Origin of the sequence: Pseudonocardia sp. P1 (assembly GCF_000178675.2) — a bacterium.
Lineage (GTDB): Bacteria > Actinomycetota > Actinomycetes > Mycobacteriales > Pseudonocardiaceae > Pseudonocardia.
Window position 1 is genome coordinate 1,936,526 of the sequence record NZ_ADUJ02000001.1, and the last position, 21,962, is coordinate 1,958,487.

The window sequence follows — 21,962 nt, forward strand, 5'->3', positions numbered from 1 at the left end:
TCCGCCGTCCGTCGCCCCGGAACGACCGCGCCGGACGGCCACCCGGTTCCGCGACACGCCGGTGTGTCGCGCCCGGCGGCCACCGGTCAGCGTCCGGTCGCCGCCGTCACGACCGGCCCCGCCGGGCTCGCGGGGGCCGTCGCGCCGCCGGCGTTCCACCCGGCGGCCGCGTCACCCAGCAGCCCGAGCACCAGGACGGCGGTTGCCGCGCACAGCGCGACCGCCACCCCGGCCAGCAGCCGGGAGCCCCGCGTGTGCGCCTGCGCCTGCCGCGTCCGGCGACGCGCCGGGGCGACGCACCGGCGGTGCAGCGGACGGACCGTACGCGGCGCGGGCACGGACGACGGGTCCGCCGCCACCGGCCGCCGGTCACGCCCGGGGACCCCCGCCGTCCGCCACGCCGGTGCCGCGCCCGGGACGACCGGCACACCGTGGACGGTGCGGCGCCCAGTGCGCTCCGGACGGTCGTGGCCGCCCTCGGCCCGCTCGATGCCGGCCCAGCGGAGCGCGGCACGCTCGGCCGCCGACAGCCGGCGGACGCCCTCGGCCACCGGCACCGCCCGGCCCTCGACGGGGTCGGCGTCGCGCAGCGCCGCCGTGGAGCGGCCCCCGCCCGCGCAGACCGGCCGGACCGGGCGCCTGCGCTCACGCGGTCCGGCGGAGCGCGTTCCCCGCGCCGTCTCGCGGGTCCCCCGCGCCACGTCACGCACGTCGAGCTCTCGCATGGCTCCTCCTGCTCCTCGCCGTCGGCGCCCGGCCACACCCGGCCGCGCGCCCTGCTCACCCCCGACCGGCCCTTCCCCGAGCCCGGTCGAACGGGTGTACGAGCTGTGTAGCACCGGCCCCCGGCAGAAACGGGGGGCCGCCGGCGGGCGCCCGCGGGCCCGCCGACGCCGGCGGGTCAGCGACCCGTGGACACGGCCGCCGGAGCGACCGGGACGACGCCGGCGGTGGCGACCTCGGCCAGCAGGCCCAGCCCGACGACCGCCGTGGCGGAGGCGACCAGCACGCCCACGGCGGCGACCGCCCGGTGCAGCACGGAGGGCGCACCCGCCGACCCCGCCGAGCGCGCACCCGGCGGCATCCGGACCGCCGCAGGCGTCGCGGAGGACACCCGGACCGTCGTCCCACACGGCGGCGGCGGCACCGCGAGCGGCGCCGCCCGAACCAGCTCCGCGGTGACCGGCGGGCGGACACCGCCGGGGACCACCCGCACCTCCGTCGTCGCGCTCACGATCTCCACCCCTCCCGGTCTCCGGCGCTGCACGGGCGCCGGACCGAAGTCGTCGAATCGATGTTCGATCGAACGCCTGTGCGATGTTCTACCACCGGGGTCCGACGGAATCCACGACACGCCCGGCACGAACTTCGAACGCATGTTTGGCGGACGGCCCGGACTTGGCTAGTGTTCGTGCCGGTAGATCCTCGAGGAGGCGAATGCGATGGCAGCGGACGAGTCCGGAGGCGGTGCGCCCGCCGGGCCGGGATCCGCGGACGTCCGGGAGTTCCCCGAGCCCCCGGCCGACACCCGTGGGCTGACCCCGCGGCAGCGGAAGGTCCTGTCGGTGATCCGGGACTGGGTGGACCGGTACGGGTACCCGCCGAGCGTGCGCGAGATCGGGGACGCGGTGGGGCTGACCTCCACCTCCTCGGTGCACCACCAGCTGCGGACCCTGGAGCGGAAGGGCTTCCTCCGCCGGGACCCGAACCGGACCCGGGCGGTCGACGTCCGGAGCCCGGAGCAGGCCGCGGCGGGCGACGGCGCCGACGCGGACACCGAGGCGGTCCGGTCCGAGCGCCCGGCACCGGCCTTCGTGCCGCTGCTCGGTGACATCGCAGCGGGCGGGCCGATCCTCGCCGAGCAGGCCGTGCAGGACGTGTTCCCGCTCCCGCGGGAGATCGTCGGCGAGGGCACGTTGTTCCTGCTCAACGTCAAGGGCGACTCGATGGTCGACGCCGCGATCACCGACGGGGACTGGGTCGTCGTCCGGCAGCAGCCGGTCGCCGAGCAGGGCGAGGTCGTGGCCGCGATGATCGACGGCGAGGCGACGGTGAAGACGTTCCGCCGCAAGGACGGGCACATCTGGCTGATGCCGGCGAACGAGGCGTACGACCCGATCCCGGGGGACGACGCGTCGATCCTGGGCCGGGTCGTCGCGGTCATGCGCCGGCTCTGAGGCGCGGGACCGGGCCGTCGGCGGATCAGCTCCGCCGGCGGCCGTGCAGGACCATCGCGCCGATCCCGGCCAGCAGCAACACCCCGAGCACCCCGGCCCCGGCGACGGCGGGCAGCCACGGCGGGAACGACCCGGTGCGGGGCACCTCCGCCGGTTGCGCGACCACGGGGGCCGCCGCGGCGGTCGCGGCCGTCGCCACGCCGGGCACGGCCCGGACGCCCGCCGGCGAGAGCCCGCGGGCCTCCGAGCCGGAGTGCAGCGTCCCGCGGCCGTCGAGGGCCACCGCCTCCCCCTGGGCCTCGTCCGGCAGCGGCACCGGCAGCGGCGCTGCGCGCAGGGCCTCGACGAGCGCGTCCGCGGAGACCCGGCCGTCCGGTGGCGGGCGCAGCGGGAACACCCACGCGTCGGTGTAGGTCCGCAGCGCGGCGACCCGGCCACCGTCGGCGCCGGGAGGGCCGACCGCTCCCCCGGTGACCGTCCGGGTCCCGGTGGCGCCGAGCGGGCCGCCGGACGTGGCGGAGTACGGGAGGACCACCTCGCCGACCCGGTCCAGCGTGACCGGTGTGGCGCCGCCGTCGAGCGGGCCGGCGGGCCGGTACACCCCGGCCGCGCCGGTGGTCTTCGCGACGATCAGCGGGGTCCCGTCGTCGGCGAGGAGGATCGCCTCGGCGTCGCGCGGCCCGTCCGGGTAGACGAGGTCGTGCGCCCGCGCGGGCCCGGACACCGGCAGCTCGACCAGGCGCACCGTGCCGCGGTCGCCGCGGTTGTCGCCGATGTCGGCGAGCCAGAGGGTCCCGTCGGGTGTCGCACCGAGGTCCTCGACGTCGGTGACCCGGACACCGGTGTCCCGGATCTCGGTGACCGCGCAGGTCACCGGGTCGAGCGTGAGGACCTCGCCGGTTCCGCCGCCGTCGACGATCGCCCGGTACCGCACCGGGCCCGCTCCCGGTGGGCCCTCGGCGACCAGCCCGGAGAGCTCGGCGGCCCGCGGGTCCTCGGCCGTGCAGACCGGACGCGGCGCTGCCGGCCCGGGTGCGGCCCCGGTCCGTGGCGGGGCCCCCGGGACCGCGTCCGGCGCGGCGTGCGCCGCCGTCACCCCGCCGGCTCCGGCACCGCTGATGCCGAGGACGATCCCGAGCGCGACGGCGACCGGCCCCACACGGATCCTGCTCCGCCGGGGCCGGGACATGCAGGGCCGGGACGTGCGGGGCCGGGACGTGCGGGGGCCCCTCGGGCTCAGTGCCCTGCCGCCGTCGCGGGCAGGTCGGTGCCCGCAGGATCGGTGTCCGCGGGCACCGTCGCGGTCCCGCCGACGGCGTACGGGAGCACCGCGGTGCCGAGCTCCGGGCCGACCCGGGCGCGGACCCGGGTGCCCTCACCGGTGTGCTCCTCGGCGAGTACCTCGCCCTCGTCGTGGAGCCGGGCCACGAGCGCACCCTCGGTGTAGGGCAGCAGCAGGTCGACCTCGTACTCGGGGCGCGGGAGCAGCTCCGCGATCCGGTCGCGGAGCTTCCCGATGCCGCTGCCGTCGTGCGCGGAGACGAACACCGCCTCCGGCTGGGCGTGCCGCAGCCGGGCCAGTGCGAGGTCACCGGCGGCGTCGACCTTGTTGATCACCAGGAGCTCGCGCGGCATGGTGCCGCCCTGCTCCTCGCCGATCTCCACGAGGACCTGCCGGACCGCGGCGATCTGGTCGTCGGGCAGCGGGTCGGAGCCGTCGACGACGTGCACCAGCAGGTCCGCCCGGGCCGCCTCCTCCAGCGTCGAGCGGAACGCCTCGACGAGCTGGTGCGGCAGGTGCCGCACGAAACCGACCGTGTCGGTGAGGGTGTAGGCGCGGCCGTCGGGCGTCTCGGAGCGGCGCGTCGTCGGGTCCAGCGTCGCGAACAGCGAGTCCTGGACCAGGACCCCGGCGTCGGTCAGCTGGTTGAGGAGGCTGGACTTTCCGGCGTTGGTGTAGCCGACGATCGCGACCGACGGGACCTCGTTGCGGGTGCGGTTCCCGCGCTGGGTCTCGCGGACCTGGCGCATCGCCCCGATCTCGCGGCGCAGCTTCGACATGCGCGCCCGGATCCGGCGGCGGTCCAGCTCGATCTTCGTCTCACCCGGGCCACGCCCACCGATGCCGACACCGCCTGCGGCCCGGCCACCGACCTGACGGGACAGCGCCTCACCCCAGCCGCGCAGGCGCGGGAGCAGGTAGGACAGCTGGGCCAGCTCGACCTGCGCCTTGCCGTCCCGGGAGCGGGCGTGCTGGGCGAAGATGTCGAGGATCAGCGCGGTCCGGTCGATCACCTTGACCTTGAGCCGCTCCTCCAGCTGGCGGAGCTGGCCGGGTGAGAGCTCGCCGTCGCAGATCACGGTGTCGGCGCCGGTCGCGCGGACCACCGTGGACAGCTCGTCGACCTTGCCGGAGCCGATGAAGGTCGCCGGATCCGGCGTCGAGCGGCGCTGCACGAGTCCGTCGAGGACCTCGGACCCCGCGGTCTCGGCGAGGCGGGCGAGCTCGGCGAGCGAGGCGTCGGCCTGCTCGGCGCTGCCCTCGGTCCACACCCCGACCAGCACGACCCGTTCGAGCTGGAGCCGCCGGTACTCGACCTCGGTGATGTCGGTGAGCTCGGTGGAGAGGCCGTGGATCCGGCGGAGCGACGAGCGCTCCTCGAGGTCCAGCTCGCCCGCCGACGGGACGGCGGACCCTGCGGACGTGGACGGCACGGCGGCGGTGTGGGCTTCAGTCATCGTGCCGTCCAGTGTTCCACGTCGGCGGGCGTGTGTCCGCCCGGATTCGCGCCGGTCAGGCGGGCCGGTCCCACCAGGTGCGGTCGATCTCGCCGGTCGCGAGCAGGACGGCGGGGCCGTGCAGCACCGTCGTGCCGGTGGCCGCGTCGTCGCCCGCCCCGACGGTCACCCGGAGCCGGCCGCCGGGGGTGTCGACGTGCACGTCACCGGCCGGGTGCCCGGCGGCGCGCAGCGCGGCGACGACGGCCGCGACGGTCCCGGTGCCGCACGCCAGGGTCTCCCCTACGCCCCGCTCGTGCACCCGCATCCGGACGCGCCCGCCGTCGGCCGGGCCGTCCAGCGGGGTCACGAACTCGACGTTGACGCCGCGAGGGAACACCTCCGGGTCGACGGCCGGTGCCCCGGTGAGGTCCAGCGCGTCCGGGTCGGTGGCGGTGACGCAGGCCAGGTGCGGGTTGCCGACGTCGAGGGCGATGCCGTCGAACCGGGCGCCACCGGTCGTCGCGACCGAGGCCGGACCGATCGCGACCGGGCCCATGTCGACCGACACGGTGTCGCCGGACAGCGTCGCGGTCCGCACCCCGGCCCGGGTGCCGACGGGACCGCCGCCGGGCGCCCAGCCGCGCTCGTGCAGGTAGCGGGCGAACACCCGCACCCCGTTGCCGCACATCTCGGCGACCGAGCCGTCGGCGTTGCGGTAGTCCATGAACCACTCGACGCCGGGGACCGGCTCGGGCACCGACTCGTCCCCGGCCAGCTTCGCCCAGCGCACGACGCGCAGGACGCCGTCGGCGCCGATGCCGCCGTGGCGGTCGCAGAGCGCCGCGACCCGTTCCGGGGTCAGGTCGAGCGCGGCGTCGGGATCGGGCAGCACGACGAAGTCGTTCCGGGTGCCGTGGCCCTTGGTGAACTCGATCCCGCCGCTCATGCCACCAGGGTACGAGCGAGCACCGACCGCGCGTCCGCGACCAGGTCCGGGGCCGCGCCGTCGAGCCAGTGGATCCGCTTGTCGCGGCGGAACCAGGACCGCTGCCGCCGCACGAACCGGCGGGTGGCGCGGACGGTCTCCTCGCGGACCACGGCGAGGTCCGGGGCGTCGGGATCCCGTTCGAGCGCCTCGATCACCTGCCGGTACCCCAGTGCCCGGGACGCGGTCCGGCCCTCGGCCAGCCCGTGCGGCAGCAGGCCGCGGGTCTCCTCGACCAGGCCGTCGCCGAGCATCCGGTCCACCCGGAGCGCGACCCGCTCGTCGAGCTCGGCGACGTCGCGGTCGACGCCGAGCAGCACGGCGCCGTAGCGGGGCGCACCGGTGGTGGGCAGCGTCGCGCGGAACGGGCCGCCGGTCAGCGCGATCACCTCCAGCGCGCGGACGATCCGCCGCCCGTTCGACGGCAGCACCTCGGCGGCCGCCGCGGGATCGGCGTCGGCGAGCCTGCGGTGCAGCGCCCCCGGCCCGTCCCGCTCCAGCTCCGCCTCCAGCTCGGCACGCAGCCCCGGATCGGTCCCGGGGAACTCCAGCTCGTCGAGGACCGCCTGGACGTAGAGCCCGGACCCGCCGACCAGCACCGGGGTGCGGCCGCAGGCCCGCAGGCGCTCGATCACGGCGCGCGCCTCGCGCTGGTAGGCGGCGACCGAGGCGGTCTCCCGCACGTCGAGGACGTCGAGCAGGTGGTGCGGCACGCCGCGGCGCTCGGGGACGGGGAGCTTCGCGGTGCCGATGTCGAGGCCGCGGTAGAGCTGCATCGCATCGACGTTGACGACCTCGCCGCCGAGCGCGAGCGCGATCTCCAGGCCGAGGTCGGACTTGCCGGTCGCCGTCGGCCCGACGACGGCGACCAGCCCCGGCCCGCCGTCACCGCCGGCCGTCACGCCGGTTCCCACAGCGCGACGTGGTAGGCGACGCCGTAGGGCATCGAGGTGTGCCGGTGCGCGGCCCGCCAGTCCCGCCCGGACGCGGCGCCGGCGAGGACCTGCCAGGGGGCGCGGCCCGCCGCCCACAGCTCCGCCGCGGCGGCCGGGTCGAGCCCGGCGAGCGCGCCGGGCGACGCGTCGTCGAGGGCCGCGGCGACGACGGCGTCGAACGCCTCGGCGCGCTCGTCGAACCCGCCGGGGGCCGTCGTGGAGTGCCGGGCGGCGCCGTCCCCCACGACGAGCAGGCCCGCGTCCTCAGCGGCCAGTGCCGCACCGAGCGCCCGGCAGTCCGCCGGCGGGGCGTCCGGCGCGACCAGCTCGCCGCGCGCCGACCGCACGCCCGCACCGGCCGCCGCCCACGCCGCGACCAGCAGCGGCAGCGGCAGCTCGGCGCCCTCGTCGGCGCCTTCCGGGCCGGGGAGGGCGACCGGGACGTCGTGGCCGTACCCGGCGAACGTGCCCCGGGTGCCGGGGGCGACGGTGCGGCGACCGCCCTGGTCCGCCCCGACGACGATCCAGTCGGCGGCGGCCGCGGCGAGTCCCGTCACGACCGCGCCGACGGCCTCGCGCAGCGCCTCGGTCTCGACGGCGGCGTCCCCGCTCAGGTCGGGGACGAGCAGCGGCGGCTGGGGCAGGACGGCGATCGCGGCGGGCACGGCGCCCGAGCGTAGCCAGCGTGGGCGCCCCTCGCCCGGAGCCCCGGCGGAACGCCACCGCGCCGTGTCCGGACCGTGCGGTTCGCCGACACCGGACGCCCGTTCGAGGCGCGCACGGTCCCCGGCCGGGGCCTCGGCGGTTCCCCCGGAGGTGGTGGACCTGCTTGAATCTCCATCCCGGCTCCTGGCCACGGCGAGGAGCCCGGTGCGCGCACGGCCCCGGACGGACATCCGGACGGGGCGCCCGCCGGTGATCCGGTGGGCCGAACGAGGAGGACACCGGTGCCCGAGACCAACGCCGCCACGCCCGGAGCACGCCCGCCGAACCCCGGTTCGGTCCCGAAGCCGGGGCCGCGCCCCGGCCCGCGTCCCGGGCCGCCGCCCGGCGCGAAGCCCGGACCGGCGGCGCAGAACGCCGCACCGGTACCGCCGGCCGCGCACCCGTCCCCGGTCCCGTCGGCGGTCGCCGACCCGGGCCGCTGGGGCCGCGCCGACGACGACGGCACCATCACCCTGCTCGGCCCCGACGGCGAGCGGGTGGTCGGCTCGTACCAGGCCGGACCGCCCGCGGAGGGGCTGGAGCACTTCGCCCGCCGGTTCGACGCGCTCGTCACCGAGACCGAGGTGCTGGCCGCCCGGATCGCCGGTGGCGGCGACCCGAAGGCGTCGCTCACCGCGCTGCGCACGCTGATCGCGGGGCTGGAGGAACCGGCCGTCGTCGGTGACGTGGCGGCGCTGCGGACCCGGCTCGACGAGCTCGTCGGCCGCGCCGAGGAGGGCGTCCACGCCGCGCGCGAGGAGCGTGACCGGGCCCGGCACGACGCCGTCGCCCGCAAGGAGGCGCTGACCGTCGAGGCGGAGAAGCTCGCCGAGGAGTCCACCCAGTGGAAGCAGGCGGGTGACCGGTTCAAGGCGATCCTCGACGAGTGGCGCACGATCAAGGGCGTCGACCGCAAGCACGACGAGCAGCTGTGGAAGCGGTACTCGAAGGCGCGGGAGGCGTTCAACCGGCGGCGCGGCTCGCACTTCGCCGACCTGGACCGGCAGCGGGTCGTCGCCAAGGGCCGCAAGGAGGAGCTCGCCGAGCAGGCCGAGGCCCTCGCCGAGTCCGACGAGTGGTCGTCGACCGCGGCCGCCTACCGGGACCTGATGACCGAGTGGAAGGCCGCGGGCCGGGCGCACCGGGAGGCCGACGACGCGCTGTGGTCGCGGTTCCGCGGTGCGCAGGACCGGTTCTTCGCCCGCCGCAACGAGCACTTCTCCGCCCGCGACGCCGAGTTCGCGGAGAACGCCGACGCGAAGCGGGTGCTGCTCGCCGAGGCCGAGAAGATCGACCTCTCGAACCCGGACGCCGCCCGGGCCGCGCTGCGCGACGTCCAGGAACGCTGGGAGGACATCGGCAAGGTCCCGCGCGACGAGATCCGCACCCTCGAGGGGCGGCTGCGCGGGATCGAGGAGAAGGTCGCCGAGGCCGCCGACGCACAGTGGCGCCGGACGGACCCGGAGGCCCAGGCCCGCGTCGAGCAGTTCCGGTCCCGGGTCGAGCAGTTCGAGGCGCAGGCCGAGAAGGCCGAGGCGTCCGGTGACCGCAGGCGGGCCGAGCAGGCCCGTGCCCAGGCGGCCCAGTGGCGGGAGTGGCTGGACGCGGCCGAGCAGTCGGTCAACGAGCTGTAGGTCCGTGCGCGGCCCCGTCCGGGGCCGCGCCGGCCGTTCAGGAACGCGCCAGCGCCGCGCCCGCCCACACGAAGGTCAGCAGCACGACCGCGATCACACCCAGCACCAGCCCGAACCCGGGCCCGCCCGCGGCGCCGGTCTGCTGCGACCAGATCGCCCAGACACCGTTCACCGACGAGATGCCGCAGCCGAAGGCGGCGAGCCAGGCCAGCACCCACAGCCGGGTGAGCAGGGCCGACGCGGACACGACGATCGCGAACACCGTCAGCGTGACGGAGAACAGCCGCGGCAGCGGGCCCGCCGCACCCCCCGCGAGGACCTCCCAGCCGGGCGCCCCCGCCACCCACGGCAGCAGCAGTGACGCCACCGCGGCGACGACCGCGACCGCGATCAGCATGGCCCGCGTGCCCGGGTCGATCCGCCGGGTCGCGGCCCGGCCGGCGTCGTCGATCTCCGCGCGGGTCTCCGGCGTCACGTCGCTGCTCATCGGATCCTCCTCAGGGGGCCGGGACGGCGCACGGCGACTCGGGGGCCGGCTCCTCGGCCGGCTTCCCGAAGGCGGGCAGTCCCAGGGTGGTGGGCGCGCCGGTGGGCCGGGTCCCGGCCTCGGCCGCGTCCCCGGCACGGGTGCGGCGGTGGGTCGTGACCCCGCCGTCGGCGACGAGATGGTGCGGGGCGCCGTAGTCGATCCGGACGGTGACGAGGTCGCCGGGCCGGATCCCGGTCGCGTCGCCCGGGGCGAAGTGGACGAGCCGCCCGTCGCGCGCCCGGCCGGTGAGCCGGCGGGTGGCGTCGTCCTTGCGGCCCTCGCCGGTGGAGACGAGGAGCTCGACCTCCCGGCCCTCCTGCGCGCGGTTCTCCTCCCAGGAGATCTCCTCCTGGAGGGCGACGAGACGCTCGTAGCGCTCCTGCACGACCTTCTTGGGCAGCTGCCCGTCCATGTCGGCCGCGGGCGTCCCGGGGCGGGGCGAGTACTGGAACGTGAAGGCCTGGGAGAACCGGGCCGCGGCGACGACGTCGAGGGTCGCCTGGAAGTCCTCCTCGGTCTCGCCCGGGAAGCCGACGATGATGTCGGTGGAGATCGCCGCGTGCGGGATGGACTCCCGCACGTCGGACAGGATCCGCAGGAAGCGGTCCGACCGGTAGGAGCGGCGCATCCGGCGCAGGACGGCGTCGGAGCCCGACTGCAGCGGCATGTGCAGCTGCGGGCAGACGTTCGGCGTCTCCGCCATCGCGGCGATCACGTCGGAGGTGAAGTCGCGCGGGTGCGGCGAGGTGAAGCGGACCCGCTCCAGGCCCTCGACGCCGCCGCAGGCCCGCAGCAGCTTCGAGAACGCCTCCCGGTCGCCCATGTCCTGGCCGTAGGCGTTGACGTTCTGGCCGAGCAGCGTCACCTCGAGCACGCCCTCGGCGGCCAGCGCCTCGACCTCGGCGAGCACGTCGCCGGGGCGCCGGTCGCGCTCCTTGCCGCGCAGCGCGGGCACGATGCAGAAGGTGCACGTGTTGTTGCAGCCGACCGAGATCGACACCCAGCCCGCGTAGGCGGACTCGCGGCGGGCCGGCAGCGTCGAGGGGAACACCTCGAGCGACTCGGCGATCTCGACCTCCGCGGTCTCGTTGTGCCGGGCGCGCTCCAGCAGGGTGGGCAGCGCGTGCACGTTGTGCGTGCCGAACACGACGTCGACCCACGGGGCCTTCCGCGTGATCGTGTCGCGGTCCTTCTGGGCGAGGCACCCGCCGACGGCGATCTGCATGTCCGGGTTCGCCTGCTTGCGCGGGCGGAGGTGGCCGAGGTTGCCGTAGAGCTTGTTGTCCGCGTTCTCGCGCACCGCACACGTGTTGAACACGACCACGTCGGCGGCGTCGGGATCCTCGGCCCTGGCGTAGCCCGCCTGCTCCAGCAGACCCGCCATCCGCTCCGTGTCGTGCACGTTCATCTGGCACCCGTAGGTGCGCACGGTGTAGCTGCGGCTCACACCCCGAGGGTAGGCGCCGCCGGGCCCGGCCCGCTGCGCGGGCCCGGCGGAGAGCCCTCGCGGCGACACGGTGACACCGCACCGGGAGGATGGCCGGATGACGACCGGGGGCGGCACGGCGCAGCGCGCCCTGTCACGCCGCGCCCTGCTCGGGGCCGGGCTGGCGGCGGGCGTCTCGCTCGGTGCCCTCGGTGTCGCGGGCTGCACCGGGCCCGCGCCACCGTCCCGGCTGGTGATCGCCGGTGGCGTGCAGCCCGGCGTCTACATCTCGCTCGCCCGCACGCTGGCCGCCCTCTGGCAGGAACGGCTCGGCCCCGCGACGAGCACCGAGGTGCTGACCACGGCGGGCAGCACCCAGAACATGCAGCTGCTCGTCTCCGGCGCCGCGACCGTGGCGATCAGCCAGGTCGACGTCGCCGCCGACGTCGCCGCGGGCGTCACCGGAGCGACGGAGCCCCTGGCGCTGGCGCGGCTCTACGACGACGTCACCCACGTCGTCGTCCGGCGGGACTCGCGGTACCGCTCGCTCGACGACCTGCGCGGCGCCCGGGTGTCGATCGGCCCGGCGGGCAGCGGCTACCAGCCGATCGCGCTGCGCCTGCTCGACGTCGCCGGGATCGGGACCGCGGGTCTCGGCGAGCAGGCCGGCCTGGGGCTGCCGGACGCGGTGGAGGCGTTGCGCGGCGGCCGGATCGACGCGTTCTTCTGGTCCGGCGGGGTCCCGACCGACGGCATCCGGGAGCTGGCCGACGAGCTGCCGATCCGGCTGCTGGACCTCGGCGCGGTGCTCGACCGGATGCGGGAGCGGTTCCCGGTCTACTCGGTCGGCACGGTGCCCGCGAACACCTACGGCCTGCCCGGCCCGGTGTCGTGCCTGTCGGTGCGCAACGTGCTGCTCGCGACCGCCGGCATGCCCGACACGACGGCGCGCTCGCTGATCGACGCCGCGTTCGAGGGGCAGCCCCGGCTCGCCCAGGCCAGCCCGGCCGCGGTGACCGTCGACTCGCGCTCGGCGATCGGCACCCAGCCGATCGCACTGCACCCGGGCGCCGTCGAGTTCTACCGCTCGACCAAGGGGTACTGACCGGCGCCGCGGTCACGGATCCGGGTGCTCCGGGACCGGATCGAGCCACAGCGTGACCCGCAGGCCACCGCCCGGTGCCGGGTCGAGGGCCAGCGTCCCGCCGACCGCCGCCGCCGTCCGGGCGGCGATCGCCAGTCCCAGCCCGCTGCCCTCCACGTTGGTCTGGCCGGGCGCGCGCCAGAACCGGTCGGTGGCCCGGGCACGGTCCTCGTCCGGCATGCCGGGCCCGCCGTCGACGACGCTGACCCCGACCCGGCCCGCGACCCGCAGCGTCGCGACCCGGATCCGGCGGCCCCGCGGGGTGTACTTGAGCGCGTTGTCGAGCACCGCGTCGAGCACCCCCTCCAGCCCGGCCGTGCCGATCCGGGCCCGCATCCCCCGCGGCCCGCTGCGCCGCAGCTCCACCCCGTTGTGCTCGGCCAGCGGCTGCCAGTTCTCCACCCGGTCGTCGACGACGTCGTCGAGCTCGGTCCCGGCGGCCTCCGCACCCGTCTCGACCGTCCGCTCCGCCCGGGCCAGCGCGAGCAGCCCGTCCAGCACACCGGACAGCCGCTCGGCCTCCTCCATCGCGGCGAGGTGCTCGTCGGCCGCGCCCGGATCGACCCGGCCGTCCAGGTTGGACAGGCGCAGGCGGAGAGCGGTGAGCGGGTTGCGGAGCTGGTGCGAGGCGTCGGCGACGAAGGCGCGCTGCGCGGCGATCGCCTCCCGGACGGTCTCGGTCATCCGGTCGAACGACCCGGACAGCGACCGCAGCTCCGGCGGTCCGCTGCGGCGGATCGGCGGACCGGGCGGGCCGCCCGCGACGACCGCGGTCCCGACCCGGCCCATCGCCTCGTCGAGCCGCCGGACCGGGCGCAGGATCCACGCGGTGAGCGGCAGTGCCACGAGGGTCCCGGCGAGCAGCGCCAGCAGCGCCGCGCCGGTGATCACCGACCAGGTGCGCAGCTCGGCCGAGCGCAGCGCGTCGGTCGGCGAGACCGTCATCGCGGCGCCGACCACCTCGCCGTCGACCAGGACGGGTTCGGCCAGCACGATCGGCCGGTCGTCCCACGGCATCAGCAGCGGCTCGGTGGCCGAGCGGCGGCCGGCCAGCGCGACCTGCAACCGGGCGGCCGGGTCGCCGGCGAGCTCCGGCAGCCGTTCCGCGGGGCGGGAGGAGGCGAGCAGCGCGCCGGACCGGTCGAACACGGCGACGGCGACGTCGTACACCTCGTCGTAGCGGGTGATCTCGGCGGTGAACGCCGTCGTCGCGGACCGCCCGTCCGGGGACTCGATCAGCGGCCGCTGCGCGGCGGAGGCGAACGAGATCGTGTCGGTCAGCCGGTCGGTGAAGACCTCCTCCTGGCTGCGCTGGGCGTCGGTGAGCGCCAGCGGCACCCCGAGCCCGGCGGCGAGCAGCCCGACGAGCACCAGGACGACCAGCAGCAACCGGCTCCGCATCCCGCTCCCCCGGTCGCCTAGTCCTCGGTGGCGGCGAAGCGGTACCCGACGCCCCGGACGGTCCGGATCAGCTCGGGCCGCCCGAGCTTGGTGCGCAGGGTCGCGACGTGCACGTCCAGCGTCCGGTTCGCACCGGCCCAGCCGCGCCCCCACACCTCGGCGACGATCTGTGCCCGGGTGCAGACGGCGCCGTCGGCGCGGGCGAGCAGCGCGAGCACCTGGAACTCCTTGCGGGTGAGCACGACCTCCTCACCGGCGACCGTGACGGCGTGCCGCTCCGGGTCGATGCGGACGTCCCCCACCGCCACCGGCGCCGCACCAGCCGGGGCCGCGGTGCCGTCGTCGCGCACCTTGCGGCGGCGCTGCACCGCGTGCACCCGGGCGACGAGCTCGCCGATGTCGTAGGGCTTCACCAGGTAGTCGTCGGCGCCGGTGTGCAGGCCCGCGATCCGGTCGGTCACCTCGCCACGGGCGGTCACCATGAGGACCGGCACCTCGCTGACCGCCCGGATCTCACGGCAGACGTCGAGGCCGTCGGCGTCGGGCAGCCCGAGATCGAGCAGGACGACGTCGACCCCGTCGAGGTGGTCGACCACCCCGCGGCCGTGGTCGAGCCGGGTCGTGGTCATCCCGTGCCGGTGCAGCGCCGGACGCAGCGCGGCCGCGACCCTGTCGTCGTCCTCGATGAGCAGGATGTGCACCCGCGCACCGCCCCTTCCGTTACGTGGCCGAGACCCTAAGGCTTCCTCAAGGTGGTGGACTGCGGTGTCCGTTCCGTCCAGGCTCTCGCCATGTCCGGAGGCAGCATGACCAGCACGCCCGAGTCCCGCACCCCCATGGTCCGGATGACCGGGGTGCAGAAGCACTTCGGCGACCTCCACGTCCTCCGCGACATCGAGCTCGAGGTCGCGCGGGGTGAGGTCGTCGTCGTCCTCGGCCCGTCCGGTTCCGGCAAGTCGACACTCTGCCGGACGATCAACCGGCTGGAGCCCATCGACACCGGGACGATCGAGATCGACGGGACTCCCCTCGCGGCCGAGGGCAAGGCGCTCGCCGCGCTCCGGGCCGACGTCGGAATGGTCTTCCAGTCGTTCAACCTGTTCGCGCACAAGACGATCCTCGAGAACGTCACGCTCGCGCCGATCAAGGTCCGCGGGGTGTCGAAGGCCGAGGCGGAGAAGACCGGCCTGGCCCTGCTGGAGCGCGTCGGTATCGCGAACCAGCGCGACAAGTACCCGGCCCAGCTCTCCGGCGGGCAGCAGCAGCGGGCCGCGATCGCCCGCGCGCTGGCGATGAAGCCGAAGGTGATGCTCTTCGACGAGCCCACCTCCGCACTGGACCCGGAGATGGTCAACGAGGTCCTGGACACGATGACGTCGCTGGCCTCCGAGGGCATGACGATGGTCGTCGTGACCCACGAGATGGGCTTCGCCCGCCGGGCCGCGCACCGGGTGGTGTTCATGAGCGACGGCGAGATCGTCGAGGACTCCACACCGGACGACTTCTTCACCCACCCGCGCAGCGACCGCGCGAAGGACTTCCTGGGCAAGATCCTCAGCCACTGAGCCGAGGTCCGGCCCCGACCGGCAGCGGCTCCCCGGCCGCCGGTCACCGGAGCACCGTCCCGCCGCACCCGCGGCACCCGTCCCACCACCCGTTCACGAGCGGAGATCATGATGAAGAGAACCCGGATCCTGGTGGCGGCCGCCATGGCCGCCGCCCTGGCACTGGCCGGCTGTGGCCAGGAGGGCTCGCCCGGCGCCGCGGGGTCCGGCTACGAGCCGGTCGTCGCGCAGAACGTGACCGTCGAGGGCTCGCCGACCTTCCAGGCGATGCAGCAGCGCGGCCGCGTCGTCGTCGGTGTGAAGGACGACCAGCCCGGCCTCGGCTTCCGTGACGCGACCACCGGTGAGTTCTCCGGCTTCGACATCGACGTCGCGAAGACGGTCGCCGGCGGGCTCGGCTTCGCGCCGGACCAGATCGACTGGAAGGTCGTCCCGTCCGCGGCCCGCGAGGACGTCATCGAGCGCGGCGAGGTCGACTACTACGTCGGCACCTACACGATCAACGACAAGCGCAAGCAGCGCGTCGGGTTCGCCGGCCCGTACTACACCGCGGGCCAGGGCCTGCTGGTCCGCGCCGACGAGAACGAGATCACCGGGCCGCAGACCCTGCAGGGCAAGACGGTCTGCTCGGTCACCGGTTCGACCCCGATCCAGCGGGTCCGGGACCAGAACCTCACCACCAGCATCGTCGAGTTCCAGACCTACACCCAGTGTGTCGACCAACTGATCAACGGCCAGGTCGACGCCGTCACCACCGACGACGCGATCCTGCTCGGCTACGCCTCGCAGAACCCGGAGCAGCTGAAGGTCGTCGGCGAGACCTTCTCCGAGGAGCCCTACGGCATCGGCGTGCCGCTCAACGACACGGCGTTCCGCACCAAGGTCAACGACCTGCTGCAGACCGCGATCGACGACGGCACCTGGAAGACGATCTACGACGGCACCCTGGGCAAGTCGGGCACCCCGGCCGACCCGCCGCAGATCGAGCGTTACTGACCCACCCGCTCCCCGGGCGTGCGGTGACCCCGTCACCGCACGCCCGGCCGGGGCGGACGAGCACGGAAGGAGAACACCGCGGTGGACGTCCTGCTGGACAACATCGACGTGTACTGGCGCGGGCTCGTCGGCACGGTAGGACTGTTCGTCATCGCGGCGATCGGGTCGCTACTGCTGGGCACCCTCGTCGCGGGCCTGCGGGTCAGCCCGGTCCCGGCGCTGCGCAGCTTCGGGTCCGCGTACGTGACGGTCATGCGGAACACGCCACTCACCCTGGTCCTGTTCTTCTTCGCCTTCGCCTACCCGCGCCTGGAGCTGGTGGAGCTCCCGTTCTTCGCCCTCGCCTGCATCGGTCTGACCCTCTACACGGCGGCCTTCGTCTGCGAGGTCGTCCGCTCGGGGATCAACACGGTCCCCGTCGGCCAGGCCGAGGCGGCCCGCGCGCTCGGGTTCACCTTCACCCAGACGCTCGGCCAGGTCGTCCTGCCGCAGGCCGTCCGCGCCGTGGTGCCCCCGATGACGAACGTCCAGATCGCCCTGCTGAAGAACACGACCATCGCGTCCGGCTTCGCGGTGTTCAACATGGGCAACGTGTACAGCGTCCTCTCCGAGCGGGGGTACAACGTGCTCGTCGGCCTGCTCTGGGTGGCGCTGTTCTTCATCATCCTGGTCGCGCCGCTGACCCTGCTGCAGCGCCGCCTCGACGCGCGGTGGGGGGTCGCCCGGTGACCGCCGTGACACGCACCGGAGGTGCACCGACCATGCCCGCCGACGTCCGTCCCACCGGGGAGGCGACATGAGCAGCGTCCTCTACGACGTGCCCGGACCGGCCGCGGTCCGGCGGAACCGGGCGCTCGGCGTCGTCGGTGTCGCCGCCGTCGTCGCGATCGTCGCGTTCGTCCTGTGGCGGTTCTACGACGCCGGTCAGTTCTCCCCGCGCCTGTGGGAGTGGATCACCTACGTCAACATCCAGTACATCCTGCTGGGTGCGCTGTGGGCGACCGTCAGCGCGTTCCTCGTCGCCGCGGTGCTCTCCCTGGTGTTCGGGGCCGTGTTCGCGGGCGGCAGGCTGTCCGACCACCGGTGGGTCAGCGGACCGGCGACGGCGATCGTCGAGTTCTTCCGTGCCATCCCGCTGCTGGTCCTGATCTTCATCCTGTACTTCGGGCTCTCCCAGGGCCTCGGCATCGACATCGACGCCTTCTGGGCCGTGGTGCTCGGCCTGATGCTCTACAACGGGTCGGTGCTGGCCGAGGTCTTCCGGGCCGGCGTCAACGCGGTGCCGCGCGGGCAGCGGGAGGCCGCCTACGCGCTCGGGCTGCGCAAGACCCAGGTGATGACGAACGTGCTGCTCCCGCAGGCGTTCCGGTCGATGCTGCCGACGATCCTGTCGCAGCTCGTGGTGGTCCTGAAGGACACCGCGCTCGGGTTCATCATCCTCTACCCGGAGCTGCTCTACCAGGCGCGTTTCCTCGGCAGCCAGAACCAGCTCGGTGCCCCGATCCTCCCGGTCGCGATCGTCATCGCGGTCATCTACATCGGACTGTGCCTGATCCTGACCGGTCTCTCCCGGCTGGTGGAGAAGCGGCTCGCCCGCGGACCGCGGGCGACGAGCACCCAGGGTCCGGACCAGGTCGCGCCGGCGATGCCGTCGGGCGCGGGCGGCATCACCTGAGCCGGACAGCCTCTGTACGACGAGCCCCGGGGACCCCGCGTCCCCGGGGCTCGTCGGCGTCTACAGGTGCCGCAGGAACGCGTCCGGGTCGGCGAGGAACCCGCGGGTGAGTACCACCGGCGCGGCGTCGTCGTAGCCGACCTTCCGGATCGCACCGTCGTCGCCGATCTCCAGGATCGTCGCGCCGGGCAGGGCGAGCAGCACCGGTGAGTGCGTCGCGACGACGAACTGGCTGCCCTGCCCGGTCAGGTCGGTCATCCGGCGCAGGACGGCGAGCGCGCCCGTCAGCGAGAGCGCGGCCTCCGGCTCGTCGAGCAGGTAGAGCCCGCGCGGGCCGAAGCGGTGGTTGAGCAGGGCGACGAACGACTCGCCGTGGGACCGCTCGTGGCCGGACCCGCCGTAGGCCGGCAGAAGCGGCGGCCCGCCCGCCCGGTCGAGTCGCTCCACCTCTGTCGCCACGTTGTAGTACGACTCGGCGCGCAGGAAGAAGCTGGTCCGCTCCCGCCCCGGGCGCCGCGCGACCCTCAGGTGCGCGCCGAGGTCCGACTCGCTGCCGCGGGTCGCGAACCGGAACGAGCGTGACCCGCCCTCCGGGTTCAGACCGATCGCGACGGCGAGCGCCTCGACCAGGGTCGACTTGCCGGACCCGTTCTCGCCGACGAGGAACGTGACGCCGGGGTACAGCGGCAGGGCGCCGTGCTCGCGCAGCCACCGGACGGCGGGCAGGTCGAACGGGTAGCCGTCGGCCGGGGCGTCCGGGGCGAGCGACACCCGGGCGACGAAGTGGCCCCCGCGCGGCCCCGTGGTCACAGGTTCTCGATCTCCACCGGCTCGATGCCCTCCTCGGGGGGCAGGCCGAACCCGAACACCCGCCCGTAGAAGGCGAGCTCCGCGTCGAGCGCCCGGCGGATGTTCTCCGCCTTCCGGAAGCCGTGCTGTTCCCCGGCGAAGAGGAGGTAGGCGACCGGCACCCCGCGCTCGCGCAGCGCGTCGACGATCATCTCGGACTGGTTCGGCGGGACGATCGCGTCCTCGTCGCCCTGCAACACGATCAGCGGCGTGGAGAACGCGTCGACGTGCGTGAGCGGGGAGCGCTCGGTGTAGACGTCGCGGGCGCCGGGCCAGGGGCCGACGAGACCGTCGAGGTAGCGGGACTCGAACTTGTGGGTGTCCGCGGCGAGCGCTGCCAGGTCGGCGACGCCGAAGTGGTCGGCACCGGCGGAGAACGGGGTGTCCTCCCGGGCCAGCGCGGCGAGCGTGGTGAACCCGCCCGCGGACCCGCCGCGGATGGCCATCCGCTGTGGGTCGACCCGGCCGGTGTCGGCGAGCGTCCGCGCGGCGGCGAGGCAGTCGGCGACGTCGACCAGGCCCCATGCGCCCTTCAGCTGCTCGCGGTAGGCGCGCCCGTACCCGGTGGAGCCGCCGTAGTCGACGTCGACGACGCCGAACCCGCGGCTCGTCCAGTACTGCACTCCGACGGCGAGCACCGGCACCGCCGACCCGGTCGGCCCGCCGTGGATGACGACGAGCAGCGGCGGGAGCTCGCCCTCGGGGGCGTCGCCCATCCCGAGCGGCGGGTAGTACAGCGCGTAGCCGGTGCGCGGGCTGCCCGCGGCGTCGGACGACAGGAACTGGATCGGCTCCGGGACCGAGATCGTCTCCGGGTGCAGGCCGAGGTCCCGCGGCGGCCGCAGCGTCTGCACCCCGGCCGCGCCCGGCTCCCCCGCACTCGCCGGCGCGGGGACGACGCGGTGCACGCCCGGCTCCGCGGTCGGGCTGCCGGCCACGCAGACCACGGCGTGCGGCCCGTCGGCGCGCACCGACCCGATCGCCGAGAACGGGGTGTCGAGCTCGGAGATCTGCCCGTTCAGCTCGCGGACGGCGAGCGCGTCGAACCCGTGCGACGACCGCGCGAACACGACCCGGCCGTCGTCGAGGAGGGTGTAGCGGGACCCGCCGAGCGCCCAGCCGGGGACACCGATCTCCGCGTCGGTCCGGACCAGCGGCTCGATGTCCTCGCCGGGCATCCAGCGGTAGAGGTTCCACCAGCCGGTGCGGTCGGACAGGAAGGTGAGCGAGCCGTCGGGCTGCCACTGCGGCTCGGTGACCGACTCCCCGGGCCCGCCCGCGACGACGACGTCCACCCCGGACGCGAGGTCCCGCACGGTGAGTTCGACGTCGTCCCACGGCATCGACGGGTGGTCCCAGGACAGCCAGGCCAGGGTCGCGCCGTCCGGGGAGATCCGCGGCGCGGCGACGAAGTCCGGGCCGGTCACGACGACCTCCGGCGCGGACGGTTCGCGCGCGTCGAGCCGGACGATCTCGTTGACGACGTCGGTGGCGGGGCAGCCCGCGGACGGGTGGTGCTCGCGCACCGCGACCAGCCAGGACCCGTCGGGCGCGACGTCGCCGTCGGCGTAGCGGTCACCGCGCGGGACGTCCGGCTCCGGGGTCAGCGCCACCGGTGCGGCGCCGCGGTCGAGCCGGTACAGCCGCTGGTCGGCCCACTCGACGTACCAGACGACGCCGGGGCTGCCCGCGTGCAGCCACCAGGCACCGCCGCCGTACTCGTGGACCGCGGTGCGCGCGTTGGCGCCGTCGGGCAGCAGGTCGGTGCGGGTGCCGTCGTCGGTGCGGCGGACGAGCTGGATGCGCCCGCCCTCGGTCGCGCGGCCCTCGGCCCAGATCACGCCGGTGCCCTCCGCACCGGGGGCGCCGTCCGGACGGACGTCGCCGAGCCGCACCGCGGCCGTCACCACCAGTTCCGACGTCACCGGTGTCGGCCAGGACCCGTAGCCCGAGATCGTCACGGCACCCACGCTAGTTGCTCGGCGACGGTCCGGGACACGCCCCCGTCAGCGGCGGGCCGCGACCGCCTCGCGCAGGAGCCGCACCGCGACCGGCAGCGACCCGGGCCGCAGGACCGGCGCGATACCGAGCACCCCGCGCATGCCCGGCCACCAGCGGACCTGCCCGTCGGTCCGCACGACACCGACGGCAGGCACCCGGCACCCGGCGACGTCGGCGGGCAGATTCGGGTAGATCTCGGCGAGCCGCGGCTCCCGGCAGGACCGTGCGCGCACCCGGACGGTCACGCAGCCCGGCAGCTCCTGCGCGATCCGCGAGCACGCGGCGCAGCGCGCGTCGTGCACCACGACCAGCTCCCGGATCCGCGTGCGCGCCACCCGGGCATCATCGCCCCAGCAGCGTCCCGGCCAGCTGCGCGGGGTGCGAGAGCATCGGATGGTGCGAGCCCGGGACCGCCTCGGGGACGACACCGCGCAGCCTGCGGGCCACCACGGTCCGCATGAACGCCGACGGGAACAGCTTGTCGTCGCGGCACAGCAGGAACCGGGTCGGGACGTCCGGCCAGCCGTCCCGCGGCCACGGCTGCTCCCACGCCGTCGACGACTGGTCGCGGTCGTGGCGCAGCGCCTCGGCGGCGACCTCGTCGGGGACGTCGTGGAAGAACAGGGCGACGACGTCGTCGGGGTCCCGGCCGTCCCGCGCGTCCTGGTCCGCCAGCGCGGCGGCGGCCCCGGTGGCGGCACCCCAGCCGGACGCGGGCTCGCCGGGTGCCGGGACCATCGCCGTCACCAGCACGAGCTCGCGCACGGCGAGGCGGTCGCACACCAGCGGCGCGGTGAACCCGCCGAAGGAGTGCGCGACGACGACCAGGTCGTCCGGCTCCCCGTCACCCCCGGCCTTCACCGCCTCGACGACGGCGTCGGCGTAGTCCTCCAGGCGGGCGCCGTCGTCGTCGCAGGGCAGGTCGACCGGGACGGCGCGGTGTCCCCGGCCGGTCAGCTCCCACATCAGCGGGCCCCAGTACCAGGTGTCGGTCCCGGCCCCGGGCACCAGCGCGAACGTCGTCATGGTCCTACGACCGGCGCCGGCGCCGGAACTCATCGGCGCTGCTTCTCGTCGGTGCTGCTTCTCGTCGGTGCTGCTTCTCGTCGGTGCCGCTTCTCGTCGGTGCCGCTTCTCGTCGGTGCCGCTTCTCGTCGGTGCCGCTTCTCGTCGGTGCCGCTTCTCGTCGGTGCCGCTTCTCCGCGGCCGCCGGGCCGCC

22 protein-coding genes are annotated in these 21,962 nt (G+C 75.3%); 7 read left to right on the forward strand and 15 right to left on the reverse strand.

Features of this window, described 5'->3' with window-relative positions; genetic code table 11:
* Positions 1-86 precede the first annotated feature (86 nt).
* Both PP1_RS08450 and PP1_RS08455 read right to left on the reverse strand, forming a co-directional pair.
* On the reverse strand, positions 87-725 hold the full coding sequence (locus tag PP1_RS08450) for a hypothetical protein (protein WP_075314063.1): 639 nt from the start codon (positions 723-725) through the stop codon (positions 87-89).
* A 176-nt stretch (positions 726-901) separates the two neighbouring features.
* On the reverse strand, positions 902-1,234 hold the full coding sequence (locus PP1_RS08455; RefSeq protein ID WP_139323810.1) for a hypothetical protein: 333 nt from the start codon (positions 1,232-1,234) through the stop codon (positions 902-904).
* 208 nt (positions 1,235-1,442) lie between these two features.
* On the opposite strand from PP1_RS08455, the gene lexA reads away from it, so the two are divergent.
* Entirely contained in the window at positions 1,443-2,177 is a 735-nt protein-coding gene (lexA, locus tag PP1_RS08460; RefSeq protein ID WP_010236902.1) for a transcriptional repressor LexA, read from the forward strand.
* 25 nt (positions 2,178-2,202) lie between these two features.
* On the opposite strand, the gene PP1_RS08465 is transcribed toward lexA, so the two are convergent.
* The 5 genes from PP1_RS08465 to PP1_RS08485 form a co-directional block, all read right to left on the reverse strand.
* Positions 2,203-3,336 (reverse strand): hypothetical protein, encoded by a 1,134-nt coding sequence (locus tag PP1_RS08465; protein ID WP_083697062.1) that lies wholly within the window; start codon positions 3,334-3,336, stop codon positions 2,203-2,205.
* 77 nt (positions 3,337-3,413) lie between these two features.
* Entirely contained in the window at positions 3,414-4,916 is a 1,503-nt protein-coding gene (gene hflX, locus PP1_RS08470) for a GTPase HflX (RefSeq protein WP_050802549.1), read from the reverse strand.
* Positions 4,917-4,971: 55 nt separating this feature from the next.
* On the reverse strand, positions 4,972-5,844 hold the full coding sequence (gene dapF / locus PP1_RS08475) for a diaminopimelate epimerase (RefSeq protein WP_010241646.1): 873 nt from the start codon (positions 5,842-5,844) through the stop codon (positions 4,972-4,974).
* Positions 5,841-6,785, reverse strand: a complete 945-nt coding sequence (gene miaA / locus PP1_RS08480; protein WP_010241645.1) for a tRNA (adenosine(37)-N6)-dimethylallyltransferase MiaA — start codon at positions 6,783-6,785, stop codon at positions 5,841-5,843. Before miaA ends, dapF begins: the two co-directional genes overlap by 4 nt.
* The gene (locus PP1_RS08485; protein ID WP_075314062.1) at positions 6,782-7,483 is read right to left on the reverse strand and encodes a hypothetical protein; all 702 of its coding nucleotides are present in this window, start codon (positions 7,481-7,483) and stop codon (positions 6,782-6,784) included. Before PP1_RS08485 ends, miaA begins: the two co-directional genes overlap by 4 nt.
* Positions 7,484-7,765: 282 nt before the next feature.
* Between PP1_RS08485 and PP1_RS08490 the strand changes: the two genes are divergently transcribed.
* A complete protein-coding gene (locus PP1_RS08490; RefSeq protein ID WP_060573204.1) occupies positions 7,766-9,157 on the forward strand; it encodes a DUF349 domain-containing protein in 1,392 nt (463 codons plus the stop codon).
* A gap of 37 nt (positions 9,158-9,194) precedes the next feature.
* On the opposite strand, the gene PP1_RS08495 is transcribed toward PP1_RS08490, so the two are convergent.
* Positions 9,195-9,644: an Rv2732c family membrane protein gene (locus tag PP1_RS08495; RefSeq protein WP_010224298.1), complete on the reverse strand. Its 450-nt coding sequence runs from the start codon at positions 9,642-9,644 to the stop codon at positions 9,195-9,197.
* Between the two features lie 10 nt (positions 9,645-9,654).
* A complete protein-coding gene (miaB, locus tag PP1_RS08500) occupies positions 9,655-11,133 on the reverse strand; it encodes a tRNA (N6-isopentenyl adenosine(37)-C2)-methylthiotransferase MiaB (protein WP_010224300.1) in 1,479 nt (492 codons plus the stop codon).
* Between the two features lie 97 nt (positions 11,134-11,230).
* Between miaB and PP1_RS08505 the strand changes: the two genes are divergently transcribed.
* The gene (locus PP1_RS08505; protein ID WP_010224301.1) at positions 11,231-12,217 is read left to right on the forward strand and encodes a TAXI family TRAP transporter solute-binding subunit; all 987 of its coding nucleotides are present in this window, start codon (positions 11,231-11,233) and stop codon (positions 12,215-12,217) included.
* 12 nt (positions 12,218-12,229) lie between these two features.
* Here PP1_RS08505 and PP1_RS08510 read toward each other — a convergent pair whose 3' ends face one another.
* Together PP1_RS08510 and PP1_RS08515 are read right to left on the reverse strand one after the other, a co-directional pair.
* A complete protein-coding gene (locus PP1_RS08510) occupies positions 12,230-13,657 on the reverse strand; it encodes a sensor histidine kinase (RefSeq protein WP_010224303.1) in 1,428 nt (475 codons plus the stop codon).
* Positions 13,658-13,674: 17 nt separating this feature from the next.
* The gene (locus tag PP1_RS08515) at positions 13,675-14,358 is read right to left on the reverse strand and encodes a response regulator transcription factor (protein ID WP_010224305.1); all 684 of its coding nucleotides are present in this window, start codon (positions 14,356-14,358) and stop codon (positions 13,675-13,677) included.
* A 135-nt stretch (positions 14,359-14,493) separates the two neighbouring features.
* On the opposite strand from PP1_RS08515, the gene PP1_RS08520 reads away from it, so the two are divergent.
* The 4 genes from PP1_RS08520 (at position 14,494) to PP1_RS08535 (ending at position 17,893) form a co-directional block, all read left to right on the forward strand.
* Entirely contained in the window at positions 14,494-15,222 is a 729-nt protein-coding gene (locus tag PP1_RS08520) for an amino acid ABC transporter ATP-binding protein (RefSeq protein WP_010224307.1), read from the forward strand.
* 108 nt (positions 15,223-15,330) lie between these two features.
* Positions 15,331-16,218: a glutamate ABC transporter substrate-binding protein gene (locus PP1_RS08525; protein WP_010224309.1), complete on the forward strand. Its 888-nt coding sequence runs from the start codon at positions 15,331-15,333 to the stop codon at positions 16,216-16,218.
* 81 nt (positions 16,219-16,299) lie between these two features.
* Positions 16,300-16,947, forward strand: a complete 648-nt coding sequence (locus PP1_RS08530) for an amino acid ABC transporter permease (protein WP_010224311.1) — start codon at positions 16,300-16,302, stop codon at positions 16,945-16,947.
* Between the two features lie 67 nt (positions 16,948-17,014).
* Positions 17,015-17,893, forward strand: a complete 879-nt coding sequence (locus tag PP1_RS08535; RefSeq protein WP_010224313.1) for an amino acid ABC transporter permease — start codon at positions 17,015-17,017, stop codon at positions 17,891-17,893.
* Between the two features lie 60 nt (positions 17,894-17,953).
* Here PP1_RS08535 and PP1_RS08540 read toward each other — a convergent pair whose 3' ends face one another.
* Genes PP1_RS08540 through PP1_RS08555 form a run of 4 tightly spaced genes read right to left on the reverse strand, consistent with a single transcriptional unit; the run spans position 17,954 to position 21,802 of the window.
* Positions 17,954-18,703, reverse strand: coding sequence for an AAA family ATPase (locus PP1_RS08540; protein ID WP_010224315.1), 750 nt, complete (start codon positions 18,701-18,703; stop codon positions 17,954-17,956).
* On the reverse strand, positions 18,700-20,703 hold the full coding sequence (locus PP1_RS08545) for a dipeptidyl-peptidase 5 (protein WP_202796285.1): 2,004 nt from the start codon (positions 20,701-20,703) through the stop codon (positions 18,700-18,702). The genes PP1_RS08540 and PP1_RS08545 overlap by 4 nt, the downstream gene beginning before the upstream one ends.
* A 45-nt stretch (positions 20,704-20,748) precedes the next feature.
* Positions 20,749-21,078 (reverse strand): hypothetical protein, encoded by a 330-nt coding sequence (locus PP1_RS08550; RefSeq protein ID WP_010224319.1) that lies wholly within the window; start codon positions 21,076-21,078, stop codon positions 20,749-20,751.
* 7 nt (positions 21,079-21,085) lie between these two features.
* The gene (locus tag PP1_RS08555; RefSeq protein ID WP_249265953.1) at positions 21,086-21,802 is read right to left on the reverse strand and encodes an alpha/beta fold hydrolase; all 717 of its coding nucleotides are present in this window, start codon (positions 21,800-21,802) and stop codon (positions 21,086-21,088) included.
* Positions 21,803-21,962 lie beyond the last annotated feature (160 nt).